This window comes from Microbacterium sp. (assembly GCF_041641055.1).
In the GTDB taxonomy this organism is placed as follows: Bacteria; Actinomycetota; Actinomycetes; order Actinomycetales; family Microbacteriaceae; genus Microbacterium.
In genome coordinates, this window is the sequence record NZ_JBEPZB010000009.1 from 40,925 (window position 1) to 60,316 (window position 19,392).

At 69.2% G+C, this 19,392-nt stretch carries 19 protein-coding genes; 9 read left to right on the top strand and 10 right to left on the bottom strand.

Going from position 1 to position 19,392, the window contains the following annotated elements; all coding sequences use genetic code 11:
• Positions 1-21: 21 nt before the first annotated feature.
• From ACESK8_RS07815 to ACESK8_RS07830, 4 genes are all read left to right on the top strand, one after another.
• A complete protein-coding gene (locus tag ACESK8_RS07815) occupies positions 22-1,329 on the top strand; it encodes a glutamyl-tRNA reductase (protein WP_372968063.1) in 1,308 nt (435 codons plus the stop codon).
• A 144-nt stretch (positions 1,330-1,473) separates the two neighbouring features.
• Entirely contained in the window at positions 1,474-1,971 is a 498-nt protein-coding gene (locus ACESK8_RS07820; RefSeq protein WP_372968064.1) for a hypothetical protein, read from the top strand.
• 30 nt (positions 1,972-2,001) lie between these two features.
• Entirely contained in the window at positions 2,002-2,574 is a 573-nt protein-coding gene (locus ACESK8_RS07825; RefSeq protein WP_372968065.1) for an HhH-GPD-type base excision DNA repair protein, read from the top strand.
• The gene (locus tag ACESK8_RS07830) at positions 2,571-2,996 is read left to right on the top strand and encodes a DUF1801 domain-containing protein (RefSeq protein ID WP_372968066.1); all 426 of its coding nucleotides are present in this window, start codon (positions 2,571-2,573) and stop codon (positions 2,994-2,996) included. The genes ACESK8_RS07825 and ACESK8_RS07830 overlap by 4 nt, the downstream gene beginning before the upstream one ends.
• A gap of 57 nt (positions 2,997-3,053) precedes the next feature.
• On the opposite strand, the gene ACESK8_RS07835 is transcribed toward ACESK8_RS07830, so the two are convergent.
• From ACESK8_RS07835 to ACESK8_RS07850, 4 genes are all read right to left on the bottom strand, one after another.
• Complete coding sequence (locus ACESK8_RS07835; RefSeq protein ID WP_372968067.1) at positions 3,054-4,700, bottom strand: ABC-F family ATP-binding cassette domain-containing protein; 1,647 nt, start codon at positions 4,698-4,700, stop codon at positions 3,054-3,056.
• A gap of 322 nt (positions 4,701-5,022) precedes the next feature.
• Complete coding sequence (locus tag ACESK8_RS07840) at positions 5,023-5,808, bottom strand: hypothetical protein (protein WP_372968068.1); 786 nt, start codon at positions 5,806-5,808, stop codon at positions 5,023-5,025.
• Between the two features lies 1 nt (position 5,809).
• Positions 5,810-7,195 carry a glycine--tRNA ligase gene (locus tag ACESK8_RS07845; RefSeq protein ID WP_060928310.1) on the bottom strand — a complete coding sequence of 462 codons (1,386 nt, stop codon included), beginning with the start codon at positions 7,193-7,195 and terminating at the stop codon, positions 5,810-5,812.
• A gap of 95 nt (positions 7,196-7,290) precedes the next feature.
• On the bottom strand, positions 7,291-7,989 hold the full coding sequence (locus tag ACESK8_RS07850) for a GNAT family N-acetyltransferase (protein ID WP_372968069.1): 699 nt from the start codon (positions 7,987-7,989) through the stop codon (positions 7,291-7,293).
• An 83-nt stretch (positions 7,990-8,072) separates the two neighbouring features.
• Between ACESK8_RS07850 and ACESK8_RS07855 the strand changes: the two genes are divergently transcribed.
• Positions 8,073-9,536: a peptide MFS transporter gene (locus ACESK8_RS07855; RefSeq protein ID WP_372968070.1), complete on the top strand. Its 1,464-nt coding sequence runs from the start codon at positions 8,073-8,075 to the stop codon at positions 9,534-9,536.
• A gap of 35 nt (positions 9,537-9,571) precedes the next feature.
• Entirely contained in the window at positions 9,572-11,014 is a 1,443-nt protein-coding gene (locus tag ACESK8_RS07860) for an MFS transporter (RefSeq protein WP_372968071.1), read from the top strand.
• A 6-nt stretch (positions 11,015-11,020) separates the two neighbouring features.
• On the opposite strand, the gene ACESK8_RS07865 is transcribed toward ACESK8_RS07860, so the two are convergent.
• The 4 genes from ACESK8_RS07865 to ACESK8_RS07880 all read right to left on the bottom strand — a co-directional run bounded on the left by ACESK8_RS07865 (position 11,021) and on the right by ACESK8_RS07880 (position 15,041).
• Positions 11,021-11,416: a hypothetical protein gene (locus tag ACESK8_RS07865; protein ID WP_372968072.1), complete on the bottom strand. Its 396-nt coding sequence runs from the start codon at positions 11,414-11,416 to the stop codon at positions 11,021-11,023.
• Positions 11,417-11,430: 14 nt separating this feature from the next.
• Positions 11,431-12,354: a serine hydrolase gene (locus ACESK8_RS07870; RefSeq protein ID WP_372968073.1), complete on the bottom strand. Its 924-nt coding sequence runs from the start codon at positions 12,352-12,354 to the stop codon at positions 11,431-11,433.
• A 112-nt stretch (positions 12,355-12,466) separates the two neighbouring features.
• Positions 12,467-14,431: a M13 family metallopeptidase gene (locus tag ACESK8_RS07875; protein WP_372968074.1), complete on the bottom strand. Its 1,965-nt coding sequence runs from the start codon at positions 14,429-14,431 to the stop codon at positions 12,467-12,469.
• Positions 14,432-14,480: 49 nt separating this feature from the next.
• Entirely contained in the window at positions 14,481-15,041 is a 561-nt protein-coding gene (locus ACESK8_RS07880) for a DUF1992 domain-containing protein (protein ID WP_372968075.1), read from the bottom strand.
• Between the two features lie 74 nt (positions 15,042-15,115).
• Between ACESK8_RS07880 and ACESK8_RS07885 the strand changes: the two genes are divergently transcribed.
• Both ACESK8_RS07885 and ACESK8_RS07890 read left to right on the top strand, forming a co-directional pair.
• A complete protein-coding gene (locus ACESK8_RS07885; protein ID WP_372968076.1) occupies positions 15,116-16,435 on the top strand; it encodes an MATE family efflux transporter in 1,320 nt (439 codons plus the stop codon).
• A 116-nt stretch (positions 16,436-16,551) separates the two neighbouring features.
• Complete coding sequence (locus ACESK8_RS07890) at positions 16,552-16,743, top strand: hypothetical protein (protein ID WP_372968145.1); 192 nt, start codon at positions 16,552-16,554, stop codon at positions 16,741-16,743.
• A 15-nt stretch (positions 16,744-16,758) separates the two neighbouring features.
• On the opposite strand, the gene ACESK8_RS07895 is transcribed toward ACESK8_RS07890, so the two are convergent.
• On the bottom strand, positions 16,759-17,226 hold the full coding sequence (locus ACESK8_RS07895) for a VOC family protein (protein WP_372968077.1): 468 nt from the start codon (positions 17,224-17,226) through the stop codon (positions 16,759-16,761).
• 85 nt (positions 17,227-17,311) lie between these two features.
• On the bottom strand, positions 17,312-17,971 hold the full coding sequence (locus tag ACESK8_RS07900) for a TrmH family RNA methyltransferase (protein WP_372968078.1): 660 nt from the start codon (positions 17,969-17,971) through the stop codon (positions 17,312-17,314).
• 69 nt (positions 17,972-18,040) lie between these two features.
• Between ACESK8_RS07900 and ACESK8_RS07905 the strand changes: the two genes are divergently transcribed.
• Positions 18,041-19,330: an Nramp family divalent metal transporter gene (locus ACESK8_RS07905; protein ID WP_372968079.1), complete on the top strand. Its 1,290-nt coding sequence runs from the start codon at positions 18,041-18,043 to the stop codon at positions 19,328-19,330.
• The last annotated feature ends 62 nt before the right edge of the window (positions 19,331-19,392 follow it).

Below are 19,392 nucleotides of genomic sequence, written 5' to 3' on the forward strand. Positions count from 1 at the left end.
AGCCTCAGGTAGAATCGATACGTGCTGCTGGTTGTCACGGCGAGTCACAAGACCGCCTCCTTCGAATTGCTCGAACGCCTGAGCCGCACCCCCGATGACGTCGCCTCCACCGTGGTGGACATGGCGTCCTGCGTGCAGGGTGCGGTCGTTCTTGCTACCTGCAACCGGTTCGAGGCGTACGTCGAGATGGACGAGCCCGTCACCGCCGCCGGCGCGATCGGCGTCGAAGCGGTGCTCGAGGCCGTCGAAGCCTCCACCGGAATCTCGGCCTCCGAGCTCGAGGGCGCGTACGACGTCCACTCCGGTCGTCGGGTGGCCGAGCACCTCTTCTCCGTCGCCTCCGGTCTCGAATCCGTCGTCTCGGGCGAAGGGGAGATCGCGGGCCAGGTGCGCCGCGCCCTGAAGTCGGCACGCAAGGAGGGCACCACCTCCCCCGAGCTGGAGCGTCTCTTCCAGCGCGCGAGCCAGGCGCAGCGCAAGGTCAAGAACGTCACGGCCCTCGGACGTGCGGGGCGCTCGCTGGTGCGTCTCGCTCTCGAACTCGCCGACAGCCGCATCGCCGACTGGTCGACCGAGCGCGTGCTGCTCGTGGGCACGGGCGCATACGCCGCCGTCACCCTCGCGACCCTGCGCGAGCGCGGCGCGGTCAACATCTCGGTCTATTCGCCATCCGGCCGTGCCGAGAAGTTCGCGGCGAAGCACGGCATCCGCGCCGTCGCCGCAGACGACTACGCCCGCGTCGCCTCGCGCTCGAGCCTGCTGATCACCTGCACGACGGCCGCCGCCCCGGTGCTCACGCCTGAGCACCTGCAGGCACCCACCGGGATCGTCGCCGAGGGATGCCCCGTCGGCTCGCACAGCCAGCTGGTCGTCGATCTCGGGATGCCCCGCAATGTCGACCCGACCGTCGCCGCGCTCGAGGGCGTCGCGCTGCTGGATCTCGAGACCATCAGCCTGCACGCCCCCCTCGAAGAGCTGCAGGCGACGGATGCCGCACGCACCGTCGTGCGCGAAGCGGCCGACACGTTCCACGTCGTCGGCAGCCGCCAGAGCGTCACGCCGTCGGTCGTGGCACTGCGGTCGCACATCTTCTCGCTGCTCGAGTCCGAGATCGGCCGCGCCCGCGCGCGTGGCGATGAGGACGGTCGCGTCGAGCAGGCGCTCCGCCACCTCACCGGCGTCCTGCTGCACACGCCGACCACGCGAGCGCACGAGCTCGCCGCCGGCGGGCGCGCGGACGAGTTCGCCGCAGCCCTGACGACGCTGTACGGCATCGAGCCGACGCATGCCGTCGGTGCGGATGACGTCGACGACGTCGCGAGCGCCTGAGTCCCCGCTCCTTCTGCACAGGAGCCCTCTTCGGGCGCCTCTCCCCCATGTTCGGGATGAGTCCCGTCGTGACGACCGCTGGTCGCCGCTGCTTCATATCGTCGAACCCATGACAGCGCCCCGTGGTCGGCGCAGACTGGGAGGATGCTCGTGGACCCGGATGTGATCGGCATCATCATCGCCCTCTTCGCCTTCACGGCCACCGTGCTCGGCGGCGTCTCGCGCATGCTCGCGGGACAGAGTCGAGCGCTGGGCATCCGCTTCGACAGGATCGATGAGCGGTTCACCAAGGTCGAGACGGAGCTGGCTGATCTCCGAACCGAACTCAAGGGCGACATCGCCGAGGTCCGAGCAGAGATGGCCGACCTGAAGACCGAACTCAAAGGCGACATCGCCGAACTCCGCACCGAACTCAAAGGCGACATCGCCGAGGTCCGAGCAGAGATGGCCGACCTGAAGACCGAACTCAAAGGCGACATCGCCGAACTCCGCACCGAACTCAAAGGCGACATCGCCGAACTCCGGGCCGAACTCAAGGGCGACATCGCCGAGCTCCGCACCGAACTCAAAGGCGACATCGCCGATGTGCGCGTCTCCATCGCACGCCTCGAAGGTCCTCTCCCGAAACTGCAGCGCATCTGATTCGAGCACCCGGGATGCCAGACTGGAGACATGGCCCTTCACATCACCGGAGACACCGCCGCAGACGACCTGCTGACCGAGAACCCGCTCGCCCTGCTTGTGGGTATGCTCCTCGACCAGCAGGTCCCGATGGAGACCGCCTTCGCCGGTCCCCTCAAGATCGAACAGCGGACGGGAGCGTCCGACGCCGCCACGATCGCGGCGATGGATCCTGACGACTTCCTCGAGGCTTTCAAGACGACGCCTGCCGTGCACCGGTTCCCCGGCTCGATGGCCACCCGCGTGCAGACGCTGTGTCAGGAGATCGTCGATCGGTGGGGCGGCGATGCCTCGGCGATCTGGACCGAAGGCGACCCCACCGGCGCTGAAGTGCTCAAGCGGCTCAAGGACCTCCCCGGCTTCGGAGAGCAGAAGGCGAAGATCTTCGTCGCGCTCCTCGGCAAGCAGTACGGCTTCACCGGCGCAGGATGGCGCGAAGCGGCGGGTGACTACGGCACCGACGGCTCGTACCGCAGCGTCGCCGACATCGTCTCGCCCGAATCGCTCACGAAGGTGCGCGAACACAAGAAGGCCATGAAGGCCGCGGCGAAAGCGAAGGCATGAAGCCGACCGGCGATGACGTCGCCGGCCTCATCGCCCGCTCCTCCCCGGCGGCCCGCCGTCGGGATGCCGAGACCCTGACCGCGATGATGCAGGAGATCACCGGCCGCCCTCCGCAGACCTGGGGCACGATCATCGGCTTCGGCACCTGCCACTACCGCTATCCGACCGGCACCGAGGGCGACAGCGGCCTGCTGGGCTTCGCACCGAGGAAGTCCGCGACCACCATCTACCTCCTCGATGGCGTGGATGCGCACGCGGACGCACTCGAAAAGCTCGGCCCGCACACCGCCGGGGCCGGCTGCCTGTACATCAAGGACCTCGAGCAGGTCGACCTCGACGTGCTGCGTGGCATCCTCGAGCGGTCGCTCGCCTGGGTGGAGGCCGGCGGCACCGATCAGATGCAGTTGACCGTCACCGACTGATCGGAGCGATGCTCGGGAGCGGCGGCCGACGAGGACGCGGCATCGGAGACGACAGCGTCACAGCACGGCCATCACCCCCGCGTCGATCCGGACTCGGCGGGCTCCGCGATGGGCAGCCCTGCGAGACCAACGCCGATCGTGGGTGACGACGACGACCGCACCCGGATGCTCCTCCAGAGCATCCTCCAGCTGCTCGATCAGCTCGGGATCCAGGTGGTTGGTCGGCTCGTCGAGGAGCAGGACGTCCGACGGAGATGCCAGCACGACGGCGAGGTCCAGGCGACGGCGCTGACCGACCGACAACGACGCCGTCGTCCTGTCGAAGTCCGCTGCGGCGAGGAGCCCCTGGCGGGTGAGGATCTCCGCGGCATCGTCCCGTGCGGACCGAGTGGCCCGCGCGAACATGTCGAGAGCCGTGACGGCGGCGCCCGGGCCGGTGTCCTGCCGCAGCTGGGCGATCCGCACACCGTCGGCCCGGACGACCGTGCCGTGCGCGGCCTCCCGCTCCCCCGTGAGCAGTGAGAGCAGCGTGGTCTTTCCTGCGCCGTTCGGCCCGGTCATGAGCCAGCGTTCTCCGGCGCGCACGACCCAGCCGTCCACACGAAGGCTGTGTCCGCCGCGCTCGTCCTCCAGCCCGTCGACCCGCACGAGCGGTCGCTCGCGCTCCGTCCCCGACGCCGCGAGAGCGGCCGGGTTCGGGCGCGTGGCCGGCTCGGGCCACCGATCCGATCCGACATCGAGGCGGAAGCGCAAGGGCTCCGGCGGCGGCGGACACGGGTTCGCTCGCAGGCGGGCCAGTCGCTCCTTCGCCATGCGGATGCGACTGGCGGCGCCGTGCTCCCTGCTGCGTGCACGAAAAGCGCCGTGCCCGAACCCGTCGAGTTCGAGCTTTCGAGGTATAGCCGCCATCCGGAATGCGTTCGCGGATACGAGCGCCTCGTTGCGGGCGACATCCACCTTCCACTCCTCATGCCGTTCGATCGCCCGTCGCCGTTCGGCGGCACGCGCACGCAGGAAGCCTGAGTAGCCATCCCCGTAGCGGCGCACGCCGCCTCCCTCGATCCGCACGATGTCGGTTGCGAAACTGTCGAGGAAGTCACGATCGTGAGTCGCCACGACGAGCGCTCCTCGGCGATGGGCGATGCGCTCCTCCAGCCACGACAGCGCCTGATCGTCGAGGTCGTTGGTGGGCTCGTCGAGGAGCAGGAGCTCGGCGTTCGCCGACAGAGCCACCCCGAGCGCCAGTCGGGACCGCTCACCGCCGGAGAGGTGAGCGACCGGACGGGTGCGGTCCCACGAACTCAGACCGAGCTGGTCCAAGGCGGCATCGACCCGCCGATCTGCCTCGTATCCGCCGCGCGCCTCGAAGAGATCCTGCAGTCGGGCGACTTCGGTCATCAGGGGGTCGCGTTCCGCCGGCGCCGATTCGGCCAGTCGAACGTACGCGCTCTGGAGCGCGCGCTCCAGAGCACGAAGGTCTCGAAGCAGGAGGTCGATAGCTTCCGAGATCGTCGTGCCGGGCACAAAGACCGGATTCTGTTCGGCGAGGGCGATGCCGCCGGGGATGGTGACCCTCGCCTCTCCGGCCGTCGGGCCGATGTGGCCCGCGAGAAGACGCAGCAGGGTGGATTTGCCAGCGCCGTTGTCGCCGATGACGGCGACAACATCTGCGGGCCCGACGACGAGGTCGATGCGATCGAGCACGATGCGATCACCGAACCGCACGGTCGCAGAGCGCAGCTCGCACATCCGATGCGATCTGGACCGCCTGGAGACGGGGGAAGACGGGGCTGGGTTGTCTGAGGGGTGGGCGGAAAGCATGGAGAGTCCTCTCCTGCGGCGCCGTGACGCCGCGGACGGGCGTCGTCGAAGACGACACGGACACGGACCTCGAGCACGCCGGAGGCGGCGCGTTCGCTCAGGACCCACCGCGGAGGAAGAGCCTCGACGCGGCGTCCCGATCTAGCGAATCAGAGTACCCACGGTGCAGGACGATACCAGACGCCCCGAGGCACCACCAGACGGATCAGCGGGGACGGAGTCTTCCTGCCAGGGCTGGCACAGCGAACACCAGCACGATCGCCGCGACGATGCCCCGGACGATCCAGAGGCCCGGCTCCCAGATCACGTCGTACGCGCCGGGGATCCCGAAAAAGGAGGCGATGATCGCGCCCCAGGACGCGCGCCCGCTGCCGTCGGTGTCGACCGACAGGCCGCCGATCACGCAGAGGACCCCGATCGCGAGGAGGACGAGCGGCATCACGACGACGCCGGCGCTCACCTCACCGCGCACGATCCTGCCGATCGCCGTCCCCAGGTTCACCAGCGGAAAGACGAAGAAGAACCAGAGCAGGGCTCCGAGCAGCATGCCCACCACGACGAAGATCGGTACCCAGACCAGCATCCAGGGCCCGTCGTCGCCGATGAAGTATTCGGGGTCCCGCACGATCGCAGCGACGAAGGCCGCGAGGATGCCGGTCGGAAGCACCGCGAGCATCCACCACAGCACCGGTCTCGGCACGTGACGACGCTCGGACATCCGGGTGATCACGAGCTGGATGACGATCGCCGAGGCGAGCGCGGGGAGGCCGAACATCGCCAGGAGAGGGGCCATGCCGTCGTTCTCGCGCAGGTCGAGGACCGTCAGGAGCAGCCAGGCCAGCGCGACCGCGACCAGCACGACAGCCGCGACGGGCCGGACCGCGGCGGCGTCGTGCGAGGCGCCACGCGAACTGTCGTGCGAGGCGCCACGCGAACCGTCGTGCGAGGCACCGTGCGGTGCTCGTGCGCGATCTCCGCCCGAGATCGACATCTCAGGCGCCCTGGAGACGCTCCGCGAGGTAGGCGTGGAGCTCGTCGATCGACACGCGCTCCTGAGCCATCGTGTCGCGATCCCGCACGGTGACCGCACGGTCGTCGAGGGAGTCGAAGTCGACCGTGACGCAGAACGGCGTGCCGATCTCGTCCTGTCGGCGGTACCGGCGACCGATCGCGCCCGCGTCGTCGAAGTCGACGGCCCACGAGCTGCGGAGGGTGTCGGCGACCTCGCGCGCGAGGGGCGACAGGCGCTCGTTGCGGCTCAGCGGAAGCACCGCGGCCTTGATCGGCGCGAGGCGCGGATCCAGCTTGAGCACCGTGCGCACGTCGGTGCCGCCCTTGGCGTTCGGCACCTCCTCTTCCCGGTAGGCGTCGACGAGGAACGCCATCATGGCGCGCGTCAGGCCGAACGAGGGCTCGATCACGTATGGCGTGTAGCGGTCGCCGGTGGCCTGGTCGAAGTAGGTCAGGCTCTGCCCCGACGCCTCACTGTGGCTCGACAGGTCGTAGTCGGTGCGGTTGGCGACACCCATGAGCTCGCCCCACTCCTTGCCGGTGAAGCCGAAGCGGTACTCGACGTCGATCGTGCCGGCGGAGTAGTGGGCGCGGTCGTCTTCCGGGACGTCGAACTGACGCATGTTCTCGGGGTCGATCCCGAGGTCGATGAACCAGTTCCAGCAGGCCTCCACCCAGTGCTCGAACCACTGCTGCGCCTCGGCGGGCGGTGTGAAGAACTCGATCTCCATCTGCTCGAACTCGCGGGTCCGGAAGATGAAGTTGCCGGGCGTGATCTCGTTGCGGAACGCCTTGCCGACCTGGCCGATGCCGAACGGCGGCTTCTTACGGCTCGCGGTCAGCACGTTGGAGAAGTTCACGAAGATGCCCTGCGCGGTCTCCGGGCGCAGGAAGTGCAGGCCGGACTCGTCATCGACGACGCCCAGGTAGGTCTTCACCAGACCCGAGAACGACTTCGGCTCGGTGTACTGGCCCTTCGTGCCGCAATTGGGGCACGGCACGTCGGCGAGCCCGTTCTCTGCCTTGCGGCCCTTGCGCGCCTCGAAGTCCTCGATGAGGTTGTCGGCGCGGAAGCGCTTGTGGCAGCTCAGGCACTCCACCAGCGGGTCGGTGAACGTGGCGACGTGACCCGACGCCTCCCAGACGCGCTTGGGCAGGATGATGCTCGAGTCGAGACCGACCATGTCGCCGCGACCGCGCACGAACGTCTGCCACCACTGGCGGCGGATGTTCTCCTTGAGCTCCGTACCGAGGGGCCCGTAGTCCCACGCGGACCGCGAACCGCCGTAGATCTCACCCGCCTGGAAGACGAACCCGCGGTGGCGGGCAAGGGCGATGACCTTGTCGAGACGGGACTGTTCGGCCACGGTGGCTCCAATGGTCGGCTGCGGGAGGACCCGTGATCACGGGTACGTCAATCTTATCCGCGACCCGTTCACGCGAAGACCCCAGCGTGGCCCTCTCACGCCGTGAAGAGATACCCCTGCTCGACGTCGAATCCGGAGAGCGTCAGCCCACTGCCGAGCAGCCCCTCCATCTGGGCGCGCAGCCGCGTGCGCCATTCGTGAGCCGCCTCCGGATCCTCGACGCGCATCGTCTCGATGTCGGAGGGGATCTGCAGCGTCTCGACGACGGCATCGGATGCCGGGGGCTTCGCGATGTCGGCGAGCGCCCACTCGACGTCGAGCCTGTCGCTCTCGTCACCCGCATCCCCACCGCCGAAGATGCCGTAGCGGTTCACCGAGTAACCGGTCGCCCTGGCGCCGAGCACCGTGAGGAAGAAGTGCGCGTTGCGCGCGACGAGGGGGTCGAACGTCCAGGTGATGCGTCCGACATCGTTGGAGAAGGCCCATTGACGCTGGTGCTCCTTGAGCTCCCTGCCCCAGCCGCGACCCCGGTACTCGGGCAGCAGCGCCGTGATGTGCGAGTGCATCGCCCGGCGACCCGGCGCTCCGAAGAAGGCGATCGAGGCCCCGACCATGCGCTCCTCGCCGCCATCGGCATCATCGGCGTCGAACAGTCCGACGACGTAGTTGCCGGACTGCTGCAGCGCCCTGAGGGTGCCGGCGTCGATCACGCGCTCGGGGCCGCGGATCGAATCCAGCAGGCCCTGCGCATCGATGATGAGTTCAACGGTGTCGAGATCACGGATGGTTCGCACGGTCCCCAGTCTGCCCCTCTCGCCGCCGAATGCGGAATCGAACACGGTCTGAAGCCTGCGACGACGGGGCGTACCGTGGAGGGATGGCATCCAGCGAGACATCCGCCACGACAGCGGACACCCGGTTCTTCGGCCAGCCCTGGGCTCTCGTCCACATCTTCGGCGTCGAGATGTGGGAGCGGTTCAGCTTCTACGGGATGCAGGGCATCCTGCTCCTGTACCTCTACTACTCGGCCACCGAGGGCGGCCTCGGGCTGCCGGAGGCCGTGGCGGGAGGGATCGTCGGCGCATACGGCGGATCTGTGTACCTCTCCACGATCCTCGGGGCGTGGGTCGCCGACCGGATGCTCGGCTCGGAGCGGGTGCTGTTCCTCAGCGCCATCGTCATCGTGGCCGGGCACGTCGCGCTCGCGCTGCTGCCCGGCTTCGTCGGAGTCGGAGTCGGACTCGTGCTCGTCGCGCTCGGATCAGGCGGCCTCAAGGCCAACGCGACGTCGGTCGTCGGCACCCTCTACAGCGCGGACGACTCCCGCCGGGATGCCGGGTTCTCCCTGTTCTACCTCGGGATCAACCTCGGCGCGTTCATGGGCCCGATCCTCACCGGCATCCTGCAGTCCTCGCTGGGCTTCCACTACGGATTCGGGCTGGCAGCGATCGGCATGACGCTCGGACTCGTGCAGTACTCGTTCGGGCGCAAGGCGCTGCCGGACGAGGCCCGTCGCGTCCCGAACCCGCTGCCCGCGCGCCGCTATCCGGTGGTCGCGGTCATCGCCGTCGCGGCGATCGCTCTGATCGCCGTGCTGGTGCTCGTCGGCGTCATCCAGGCCGGCAACCTGTCGACGATCGTCATCCTCGGAACGGTCGCCGCCACCATCGCCTACTTCGCGGTGATCCTGAGCAGCCGCCGCATCGACGCCACCGAGCGCTCGCGCGTGTGGGGATTCCTGCCGCTGTTCATCACGAGCGTCGCCTTCTGGTCGCTCTACCAGCAGCAGTTCACCGTGCTCACCCTGTACTCCTCCGAGCGCCTGGATCGGAACATCCTCGGCTTCGAGATGCCCGTCCCCTGGGTGCAGTCGATCAACCCGGTGTTCATCATCATCCTGTCCGGCGTCTTCGCGGCCGTGTGGACCCGCCTCGGCACGCGGCAGCCGTCGACACCCGTGAAGTTCGCCCTCGGTGCGATCGTCATGGGTGCCGCCTTCCTGCTGTTCCTGCCGTTCGCAGGCGGCGGCGCGAACTCGACGCCGCTCCTCGCGATCGTCGGCATCCTGCTGGTCTTCACGATCGCCGAGCTGCTCATCTCCCCCGTCGGGCTGTCGGTCACCACGAAGCTCGCCCCGAAGGCGTTCCACACCCAGATGGTCGCGCTGTTCTTCCTGTCCATCGCCCTCGGCACGGCCATCTCCGGCTGGCTGGTGCAGTTCTACGACCCGACGAACGAGGTGCCGTACTTCTCGATCCTCGGCGGCATCGCGATCCTGGTCGGCGCAGGGCTGCTGTTCTCGGTCAAGCCCGTCCTCCGACTCATGAAGGGTGTGAGCTGACCCTCGGGAGTCGCGGGCGCCGATAGCCTGGAGGGATGGGAGAGAACGAGGATCGCGCACGCCGACGGCTCTCCCGGACATCGCCGAAGTGGGCGATCGTCGCGGTGCTGGCCTTCGCCGGCCTCTGCTCGTCGTTCATGTTCACGCTCGTGGTGCCGCTGCAGGCCGAGCTGCCCCGACTGCTGAACGCCTCGCGCGAGGACACGACCTGGGTCGTCACGATCACGCTGCTCGTCGCCGCCGTCGCCACCCCGATCTCGGGCCGGCTCGGCGACATGTACGGCAAGCGCCGCGTGGTGATCGTGCTGCTCGCCCTGCTGATCGTCGGATCGCTGATCGCGGCGCTCTCCGGCTCGATCGTCGGAGTCATCATCGGGCGGGCACTGCAGGGCGCGGTGACGGGCGTGGTCCCGCTCGGCATCGCGATCATGCGCGACGTCCTCCCTCCCGAACGACTCGGCACCGCCGTGGCCCTGATGAGCGCGACGATGGGCGTGGGCGGTGCGATCGGGATGCCCGTCGCGGCGCTGCTCGCCGAGAACGCCGACTGGCACTGGCTCTTCTGGCTCGCCGCCGCACTCGGAGGCGTCGGACTCGCGCTGGTGCTGCTCGTGATCCCGGAAGACGTGCTGCGCTTCCCCGGGCGCCTGGACGTGATCGGCGCCATCGGCCTCGCGATCGGCCTCACCGGCATCCTTCTGTTCGTCTCGCGTGGAGCCGAATGGGGCTGGACCGCACCGCTGACCCTGACCTGCATCATCGGCGGCGTCGGAGTGCTCCTCGTCTGGGGCTGGTACCAGCTGCGCACGAAGGATCCGCTGCTCGACCTGCGCGTCGCCGCCCGCCCCGCGGTGCTGTTCACGAACATCGCCGCGATCGGCATGGGATTCGCGCTGTTCGCGTCGAACGTGACCTTCCCCCAGCTCCTCGAGATGCCGGTCGCCGCAGGCTCCGGGTTCGGTCTCGACATGGTCGCCGCCTCGCTCGTGATCATGCCGGCGGGCCTCGTGATGATGGTGATCTCGCCGCTGTCGGGATGGCTGGAGCGCACCGTCGGCCCCCGCCCGCTGTTCACCGTCGGCGCGGCGGCGATCGTGCTCGCCTATGTCTTCGTGCTGCTGTGGTCGAGCGAGGTCTGGCACATCCTGGTCGGCAACCTGCTGATCGGCGTCGGCATCGGATTCACCTTCGCCGCGATGCCGATGATCATCATGCGCTCGGTCCCGGCGAACGAGACCGGCGCCTCCAACGGCCTCAACGCCCTCTTCCGGTCCGTGGGCACCTCGAGCGCCTCCGCCGTGATGGGAGGAGTGCTCGCGGCCATGAGCATCGACGTCGACGGGGTCGCCGTGCCGTCGCGGGCGGCGTTCGACCTGTGCTTCTGGCTGGCGATCGCCGCCGGGATCGTCGCCCTCGTGCTGTCGCTGTTCATCCCTCGTCAGCGCTCCGCAGAGCAGCACCCGTCACTGCCCGGCTGAGCGGGATCAGAAGACGCGCGGGTCGGGGTCGCCCTCCGACGGCGCGCGCAGGCGCTCGGGGATCGGCCAGGGCAGGGAGAACTGCTGCGTCTGCGGTCGGGTGACGTCTCCGAAGTCGTCGACCTTCACCAGGATGCGTCCCGGCACGCCCTCCTCATCCGGCGTCACCTCGAGGATGCGGACGCGCAGCGCGCGGTCGCCCTCGCCCTCCAGCATCCACGGGTCGGCCAGCCAGCCGATCCCGTGCTCCTCCAGCGCCGCCTCGGCATCCAGCCAGTCGACGGCGTCCGACGCCCGACGGCCGAGCACGTCGACCGCGACCCAGGCGTCGCCGTCGGGGTGGATCCATCCGAGCAGCTCGCCGTCGTCGCGGCGATGGGGAGTCCAGTCGGTTCGCGGCATGCCTCGATGCTAGATCAGTGGGTGTACTCCATGAGCTCGACGCCGAGCACGCGGAAGGCGTCATGCGCGCGCAGGCGGTGCGTGATCGACAGGTCGTCGAAGCACACGATCAGCGAGTAGGCGACGCCGGCACGGGGTCCGGCGAGGACGCCGGCCTCGGCACGCACGCCCCGGTCGCGACCGGTCTTGTTGATGAAGAGCAGGCCGTGAGCGTCGTGGTCGTGCGAGAACGGATCGAGGCCCGTCGACGCGGCGACGAGGCTCAGATCCTGGTTCAGGCTGAGCCATTCCGATACCTGGGCGCTCACGGAAGGGTCGACGACCTGCGAGTTCACCAGCGCCGAGAACAGCCCGGCGAGCTCGCGCGCCGACCCGACGGCCACCTGCGGCGCATCGTCCGGCCCTCGCTCGTCGCGGAACCGGTCCAGCAGTGCGGTGCGACGCAGCCCCAGCGATTCGATCCGCTCCCGCACGCGGTCGTGCCCGACCCGCTGGAGCAGCGCGTTCACCGCGATCGGATCCCCGGCCGTCGCCGCGAGCACGGCGAGGTCCTCGAGCGGAAGGGCCGGAGCATGCAGGTGACGCCACAGCCCCGACGTCGACACGGACTCGACCGCGGCCCGATCGACGATCTCGAGCGGATCGAGGGTGCCGTTGTCGAAGGCCGCCGCGACCTCGATCAGGAGCGGGACGACACCCAGCCCCGCGACGGGCATCGTGACGTGGTCGTCGCCCGCGAGGACGTGCACATGGTTGTCGAGGTCGACCACGTGCACCGACACCTGAGCCCCGGCATCCGCCAACTGCTCGAGCGCCCGCAGCGTCGAGGTGAACGACCGGCGCCCGGCGGCAGCGCGGCGCGGCAAGCGCCGGCTGGTCCGCTGAGACCGGCGCAGCGAGGCCAGTGACGGCCCATCGACAGGCTCCGAAGCACCCACGCGTGATCCTTAAAGGGGGGTTGGATTGGCGGGATGCTGCGGGGTCCATCCCCCGCAGCACGGATATCGTAACCCTCGCAGGTGAGGATGCCCTACATACTGCGGAGTTTGGTCACCAGATCGTCACGCGCGCGTCCTGCGGCAGCCACAGCGCGTCGGATTCCGTCACGTCGAAGGCCTTGTAGAACGCGTCGATGTTGCGGACGATCTGGTTGCAGCGGAACTCGTTCGGCGAGTGCGGGTCGATCGTGAGCAGTCGCAGCGTCTCGGCATCCCGGCTCTTCTGCTGCCACACCTGCGCCCACGACAGCAGCAGGCGCTGCACTCCCGTGTAGCCGTCGATGACCGGAGCCTCGGCACCTCCGAGCGAGAGCTCGTACGCCTTGAGGGCGATGCCGAGTCCACCGAGGTCGCCGATGTTCTCGCCGATCGTGAGAGCGCCGTTGACGTGGTGCTCGGCGTCGAGACCCTCGGGCACCAGCTCGTCGTACTGCGCGATGAGAGCCTTGGTGCGCTCCTCGAATGCCGTGCGATCGGCATCGGTCCACCAGTCCTGGAGCTTGCCGTCTCCGTCGTATCGGCTGCCCTGGTCGTCGAAGCCGTGACCGATCTCATGGCCGATCACCGCGCCGATGCCGCCGTAGTTCGCCGCGGCGTCGCGTGCCACGTCGAAGAACGGGTACTGCAGGATGGCCGCGGGGAACACGATCTCGTTCATCGACGGGTTGTAGTACGCGTTGACCATCTGCGGGGGCATGTGCCACTCGTCGCGGTCGATCGGGTTGCCGACCTTCGCGACGTTGCGGTCGTGCTCGAAGATCGCCGCGCGACGCACGTTGCCGAACAGGTCCGATCGGTCGATCTCGAGGCTCGAGTAGTCGCGCCAGACGGCGGGGTGGCCGATCTTGGGCGTGAACGAGTCGAGCTTCGCGAGGGCGCGCTCGCGCGTCTCGGCCGTCATCCACTCGAGGTCGGTGATGCTCTGTCGGTAGGCCTCGATGAGGTGATCGACGAGCTCGTCCATCGCCGCCTTCGCCGTCGGCGGGTAGTGGCGCTCGACGTACACCTTGCCGATGGCCTCGCTCAGCGCACCCTCGGTGACGGAGACGCCGCGCTTCCAGCGCTCCCGGATCGTGGGGACGCCGGTGAGCTCGGTGCCGTAGAACGAGAAGTTCTCCTGCACGAAGTCGTCGGTCAGATACGGAGCGGCCGCATGCACGACCTGAGCGCGCAGCCAGGCCTTCCAGTCGTCGAGCCGCTCGGCGACGAGGAGGGAGCCGAGGCCTTCGAGGAAGCTCGGCTGCGAGACGACGACCTCGGCGAACGCCTCGGGGTGGGCGGGAGCGACGGCGTCGCGCCACGGCTCGAGGTCGACCCCTGCGAGTTCCTGGATCTCGGCCCACGTCTTGAGGTTGTAGGTCGCGACCGCATCGCGGCTGCGCACGTTGTCCCAGTGGTGTCCGGCGAGCTCGGTCTCCAGCGCGATCGAGCGCTCTGCGGTCGCTGCGGCATCCGCGATGCCGGCGAGGGCGAGGAGACGCTCGAGGTGCGCACGGTACGCGGCGCGCGTGTCGGCGAAGGTGTCGAGGCGGAAGTAGCTCTCGTCGGGCAGCGACAGGCCTGACTGCACGACGACGGGGACGTACCGCTCCGGATTGCCCGGGTCGCCGTCGACATAGAACCCGATCAGGTGCGCGCGTCCGTCGCGGTCGAACGTGCCGACGGTGCGCAGGAACGAGGGGATGCTGTCGATCGCCTCGATCTCGGCGAGCGTCTCCGCGAGCGGGGTGACACCGGCCGCGGCGATGCGGTCGGTGTCCATGAAGCTCGCGAACAGGTCGCCGATCTTGCGCGCCAGGGTGCCGGGCTCCGCATCCTGCGATTCCTCGATGATCGCGCGGACGTCCTTCTCGGCCTGCTCCGCGAGCAGGTGGAACGACCCCCACCGCGCCTTGTCGCCGGGGATCTCGGTGCGCGCGAGCCACGCGCCGTTGACGTGGCGGTACAGGTCGTCCTGCGGGCGGATGTCGGAGCTGAACTCGGAGGTCTCAAGGCCAGAGGGGAGCGCGTCGGTCATGCGAACAGCCTATGCGGCCCTCCGACATCCGGCAGGGATCGTGCCCGGCTCAGGCTCGGCGGCGCAGGCCGAACCGACGGCGCCGCTGCGGTTCCGGGTCCTCCGACGCCCGTGCGGCGAACCGCGCAGCCCTGCGCTCCGCCCACGCCGCGACCTCCGCGTCGATGTCGCGCGGAGAGGTGACCACGGGTGGACCGCCCTGCAGCTGACGACGCGCCTCCTTCACACGACGGTTGAAGTCCTCCAGCACGTCGCGCACGTCGGACTCGCGGCCGAGCAGGTCGAGCTGGTCGTCGAGCTCCCGGTCCTCGGTGCGCAGCAGGATCGCGGGCGGACCGAGACCGGTCAGATTCTCCTGCTGGATCTTGCGCCGGATCCACCAGTCGGGATCGTGGTGGGTGCCGAGCCCCTCGAGGGGCTTCCCCGCCCCGGGAAGATCGTCGAAGTCGCCGCGTCGGATGGCGACCTGGATCGCGGTCTCGATGAAGGCCGCCCGGTCGGTGGCCGCCGCGATGCCGGGCTCGGCCGTCTCCTCGGCATCCTCCTCACCCGCGCTCCTGCTCCGCTGCCGCGCGCGATACCTCGCCGCGGCCTCTCGGGGATCCGTCATGATGCACCTCCGTCGCGTCCGGGTTCCCTTCCAGGGTACGACCGCCTCGCGTCACCAGCCCATAGGCTCGGAGGATGACCGAGCGCACTCTCAACCGCGAGATCCTGCGCCTCGCCGTCCCCGCTCTCGGGGCGCTGATCGCCGAGCCCGCGTTCCTCATCGTCGACGCGGCACTGGTCGGACACCTCGGCACCACCCCGCTCGCCGGACTCGGCATCGCGGGTGCCGTGCTGCAGACGATCGTCGGGCTGATGGTCTTCCTCGCCTACTCGACGACACCGGCCGTCGCCCGGCTCTTCGGTGCGGGGCGCCCCGGCGAAGCGGTCTCGGTCGGCATCAACGGCATGTGGCTCGCGCTGGCGATCGGAGCCGTGCTCGCCGCGGCCGGAGCCGCCTCGTCGCCCTGGCTCGTCTCGCTGTTCGGCGCCGGCGATGCCGTGGCATCCGAGGCCAACGCCTACCTGGTCATCTCGATGTGGGGCCTGCCCGCGATGCTGATCGTGTTCGCCGCGACCGGACTCCTGCGCGGGATGCAGGACACGATGACACCCCTGTGGATAGCCGGTCTGGGCTTCGGCGCCAATGCTCTCCTGAACGTCCTCTTCATCTACGGGCTCGGCTGGGGCATCGCGGGCTCCGCCGCCGGCACGGTCGTCGCCCAGTGGGGCATGGTCGGCGCGTATGTGCTCGTGATCCGCCGCCTCGCCGCCACTCATGACGCCTCCCTGCGGGTGCGGCGCGAGGGCATGGGCAGCACCGCCCGCTCCGGCGGCTGGCTGTTCCTGCGCACCGTGAGCCTGCGGGCGGCCCTGCTCGCGACGGTCGCCGTCGCCACCGGCATCGGCACGGACGAGCTCGCGGGGTGGCAGATCGTCTTCACCATCTTCTCCGCTGCGGCCTTCGCGCTCGACGCCCTCGCCATCGCCGCCCAGGCGCTGATCGGCAAGGAGCTCGGCGCCGGCGACGAACGCCAGGTGCACCGGGTCCTCCGGCGCACCGTCGCCTGGGGAGCGTGGTTCGGCGTGGCCGTCGGTGCGCTCATCGCGGCGCTCTCCGGGGTGCTCGGCATCGTGTTCACCGGGGATGCGAGGATCGCGGCCCTCGTCCAGCCCGCTCTCCTCGTGCTCGCGGCGGCCCAGCCGATCGCCGGGGTCGTGTTCGTGCTCGACGGCGTGCTGATGGGGGCGAACGACGCCCGATACCTGGCGCTCGCCGGCGGGCTGAATCTGCTGCCGTTCCTCCCGGCGCTGTGGATCATCGCCGCGACAGGAGTGGACGACGCCCCCGGGCTCATCTGGCTCGCCGTCGCCTTCTTCGGCGTCTACCTGCTCGCGCGGCTCGGCACGCTCGGCTGGCGGGTGCGCAGCGGTCGCTGGGTCACCGCGGGCGTCTAGCACTGCACGATCGCTGCGAATCCGGACTTCTGCACGTATCCCGGAATCTCGGGAAGTCTCCCGCCCCAGGCCTGGCATTCTCATCGGAGGCGAACGAGAATCGGAGCGTGCTGACCATGAACGAGCCTCAGGTATGGGTCCTGATCGGCGTCTTCGCCGCCACGATGTTCGGCATGGTCACGGTCGTCTCGACCCTGTTCATCCATGTCGTGAAGACGGAGATCCAGAGCGTGCATCGCCGGATCGACACGCTCGACCGCGATGTGACCGCCCTCTACCGGAACACGTTCGGCATAGATCGCGACTGAGCGGGCCGCCAGCGATCAGGCGTTCTCGAGCTCGGCGATCACGATCTTCTTCATGTGCATGAGCGCCTGGATCTGCTCCGGGCGCTGCTGGAGCAGATCGAAGCCGGCGGGCACGACCTGCCAGCTCACGCCGAAGCGGTCCTTGCACCAGCCACAGGCCTCGGCATCCGGCACAGCAGACAGCGCCGCCCAATAGTGGTCGATCTCGGCCTGGTCGTCGCACCCGATCACGAACGAGATCGACTCGTTGAACGTGAACTGCGGCCCGCCGTCGAGGCATCCGAAGGGCGTGCCGTTCAGCGTGAACTCGCCGTTGAGCACCTTGCCGGTCATCCCCTCGAAGTGACGATCGAGGGACTCGTCCGGGTAGAGCACCACCTGATCGATCGACGAGTTCGGGAACACCGAGACGTAGTACTCCATCGCCTCCTGCGCCCGGCCGTCGAACCACAGGAACGGGCGGATGGAACGGATGTCTGCCATGACAGCCTCCTCGGATCGGGACTCACGCTACGCCTGCGCCCCCGCCGTGTCGAGAGGTGGCGCGGAGTCGCGAGCGGAGAGCCTCTCAGCCCGCGTGCCGCCGGCACCACTCGTACATGATCACGGCGGCGGCGGCACTCGCATTGATCGAGCGGGTCGAGCCGTATTGCGTGATCTCGATGTGGGCGGATGCCGCGGCGAGCGCCGCATCCGACAGTCCAGGGCCCTCCTGCCCGAACAGCAGCACGCAGCTCTGCGGCAGGTCGGCGCGGTCGACGGGCACGGCGCCGTCGACGTTGTCGACCGCGATGATCGGCACACCGGCCGCGGCAGCCCACGCGGCGAAGCTCTCGACGTCGTCGTGGTGCACGACGTGCTGATACCGATCGGTGACCATGGCACCGCGCTTGTTCCACCGGCGGCGCCCGATGATGTGCACGGTGTCGGCCAGGAAGGCGTTGGCGCTGCGCACGATGGAGCCGATGTTCATGTCGTGCTGCCAGTTCTCGATCGCGACGTGGAACGGATGCCGTCGGGTGTCGAGATCGGCGACGATCGCGTCCATCCGCCAGTAGCGGTACCGGTCGATCACGTTACGGGTGTCGCCGGCCGCGAGGAGTTCAGGGTCGTACTGCGCACCGTGCGGCCATGCGGCCTGACCTTCGGGCCAGGGCCCCACCCCGTACCCCGGCTGCGCGGACGCCTGGTCTGACCGTGGCTCGTCCGGGGGCGTCTGCTCATCCATCCCGTCAGGCTATCCGTCACCCCCGATACAGATATTTAGGTACGCCGAAATATCCGCTACGATTTCGGTATGCCTAAAAATGCGTCGCTCGACCGGGACGCTCCCACCGTCCGCGCCACTCCGTCGCGCAGCCTGTGGCTGCTCGGTCCCGCGCTGGTGGCGGGCGTCGCGTATCTCGACCCCGGCAACGTCGCCAGCAACATGACCGCCGGCGCCCAGTACGGGTACCTGCTCGTCTGGATCGTCGTGGCCGGGAACGTGATGGCCTGGCTGATCCAATACCTCTCGGCGAAGCTCGGCGTCGTCACAGGGCAGAGCCTGCCCGAGGTGCTCGGCGCCCGGCTCACCCGCCCGTGGGCACGACGTGCGTACTGGCTGCAGGCCGAGCTCGTCGCGATGGCGACCGACCTCGCCGAGGTGATCGGCGGCGCCGTCGCGCTCAACCTGCTGTTCGACGTGCCGCTGCTCCTCGGCGGCGTGATCACCGGGGCCGTGTCGATGATCCTGCTCACGGTGCAGAGCCGGCGAGGCGCGCGGCCGTTCGAGTTCGTCATCATCGGCCTGATGGTGATCATCGCGGTCGGGTTCGTCGCAGGCCTCTTCGTCGCTCCCCCGGATGCCGGCAGCGTCGTCGCGGGCCTCGTCCCCCGCTTCGAGGACACCGGCTCCGTGCTGCTGGCCGCCTCGATCCTCGGCGCGACGATCATGCCGCACGCCATCTACGCGCACTCCTCTCTCACCCGCGACAGGTTCGGGTCTCTCGCCACCCATGCCGCGACCGAGGCGGCGCGCACCGAGACCTCGCGCATCCGCCGACTCCTGACCGCCACCCGGTGGGACGTGTCGATCGCCATGCTGATCGCCGGGACCGTGAACCTCGGCATCCTCCTGCTCGCCGCCGCCAACCTCGCCGGCGTCGAGGGCACTGATTCCCTCGAGGGCGCGCACGCCGCACTCGCCGCCGGGCTCGGCCCTGTCGTCGCGACGTTCTTCGCGGTCGGGCTACTGGCCTCCGGTCTCGCCTCGACCTCGGTGGGCGCGTATGCCGGGGCGGAGATCATGCACGGCCTGCTGCAGGTCCGCATCCCGCTGCTCGCCCGCCGCCTGGTGACCCTGATCCCTGCGCTCGTGATCCTCGGAGTCGGCGTCGATCCGACGCTGGCGCTCGTGCTCAGCCAGGTCGTGCTCTCGTTCGGCATCCCGTTCGCCCTGATCCCGCTCGTCGCGCTGACCGCCCAGCGCCGCACGCTCGGCCCGTGGGCGAACCGCGCATGGACGACGGCGGCCGGCATCATCGCCTCGGTCCTGCTCATCGCTCTCAACGGCGCACTGCTCTGGCTCGTGCTGACCGGGGCCTGAGAGCGCGACGCCGACGCCGGGCCAGCCGCCGGACAGAGAACCACCCCGAGTCGGCACGGGAA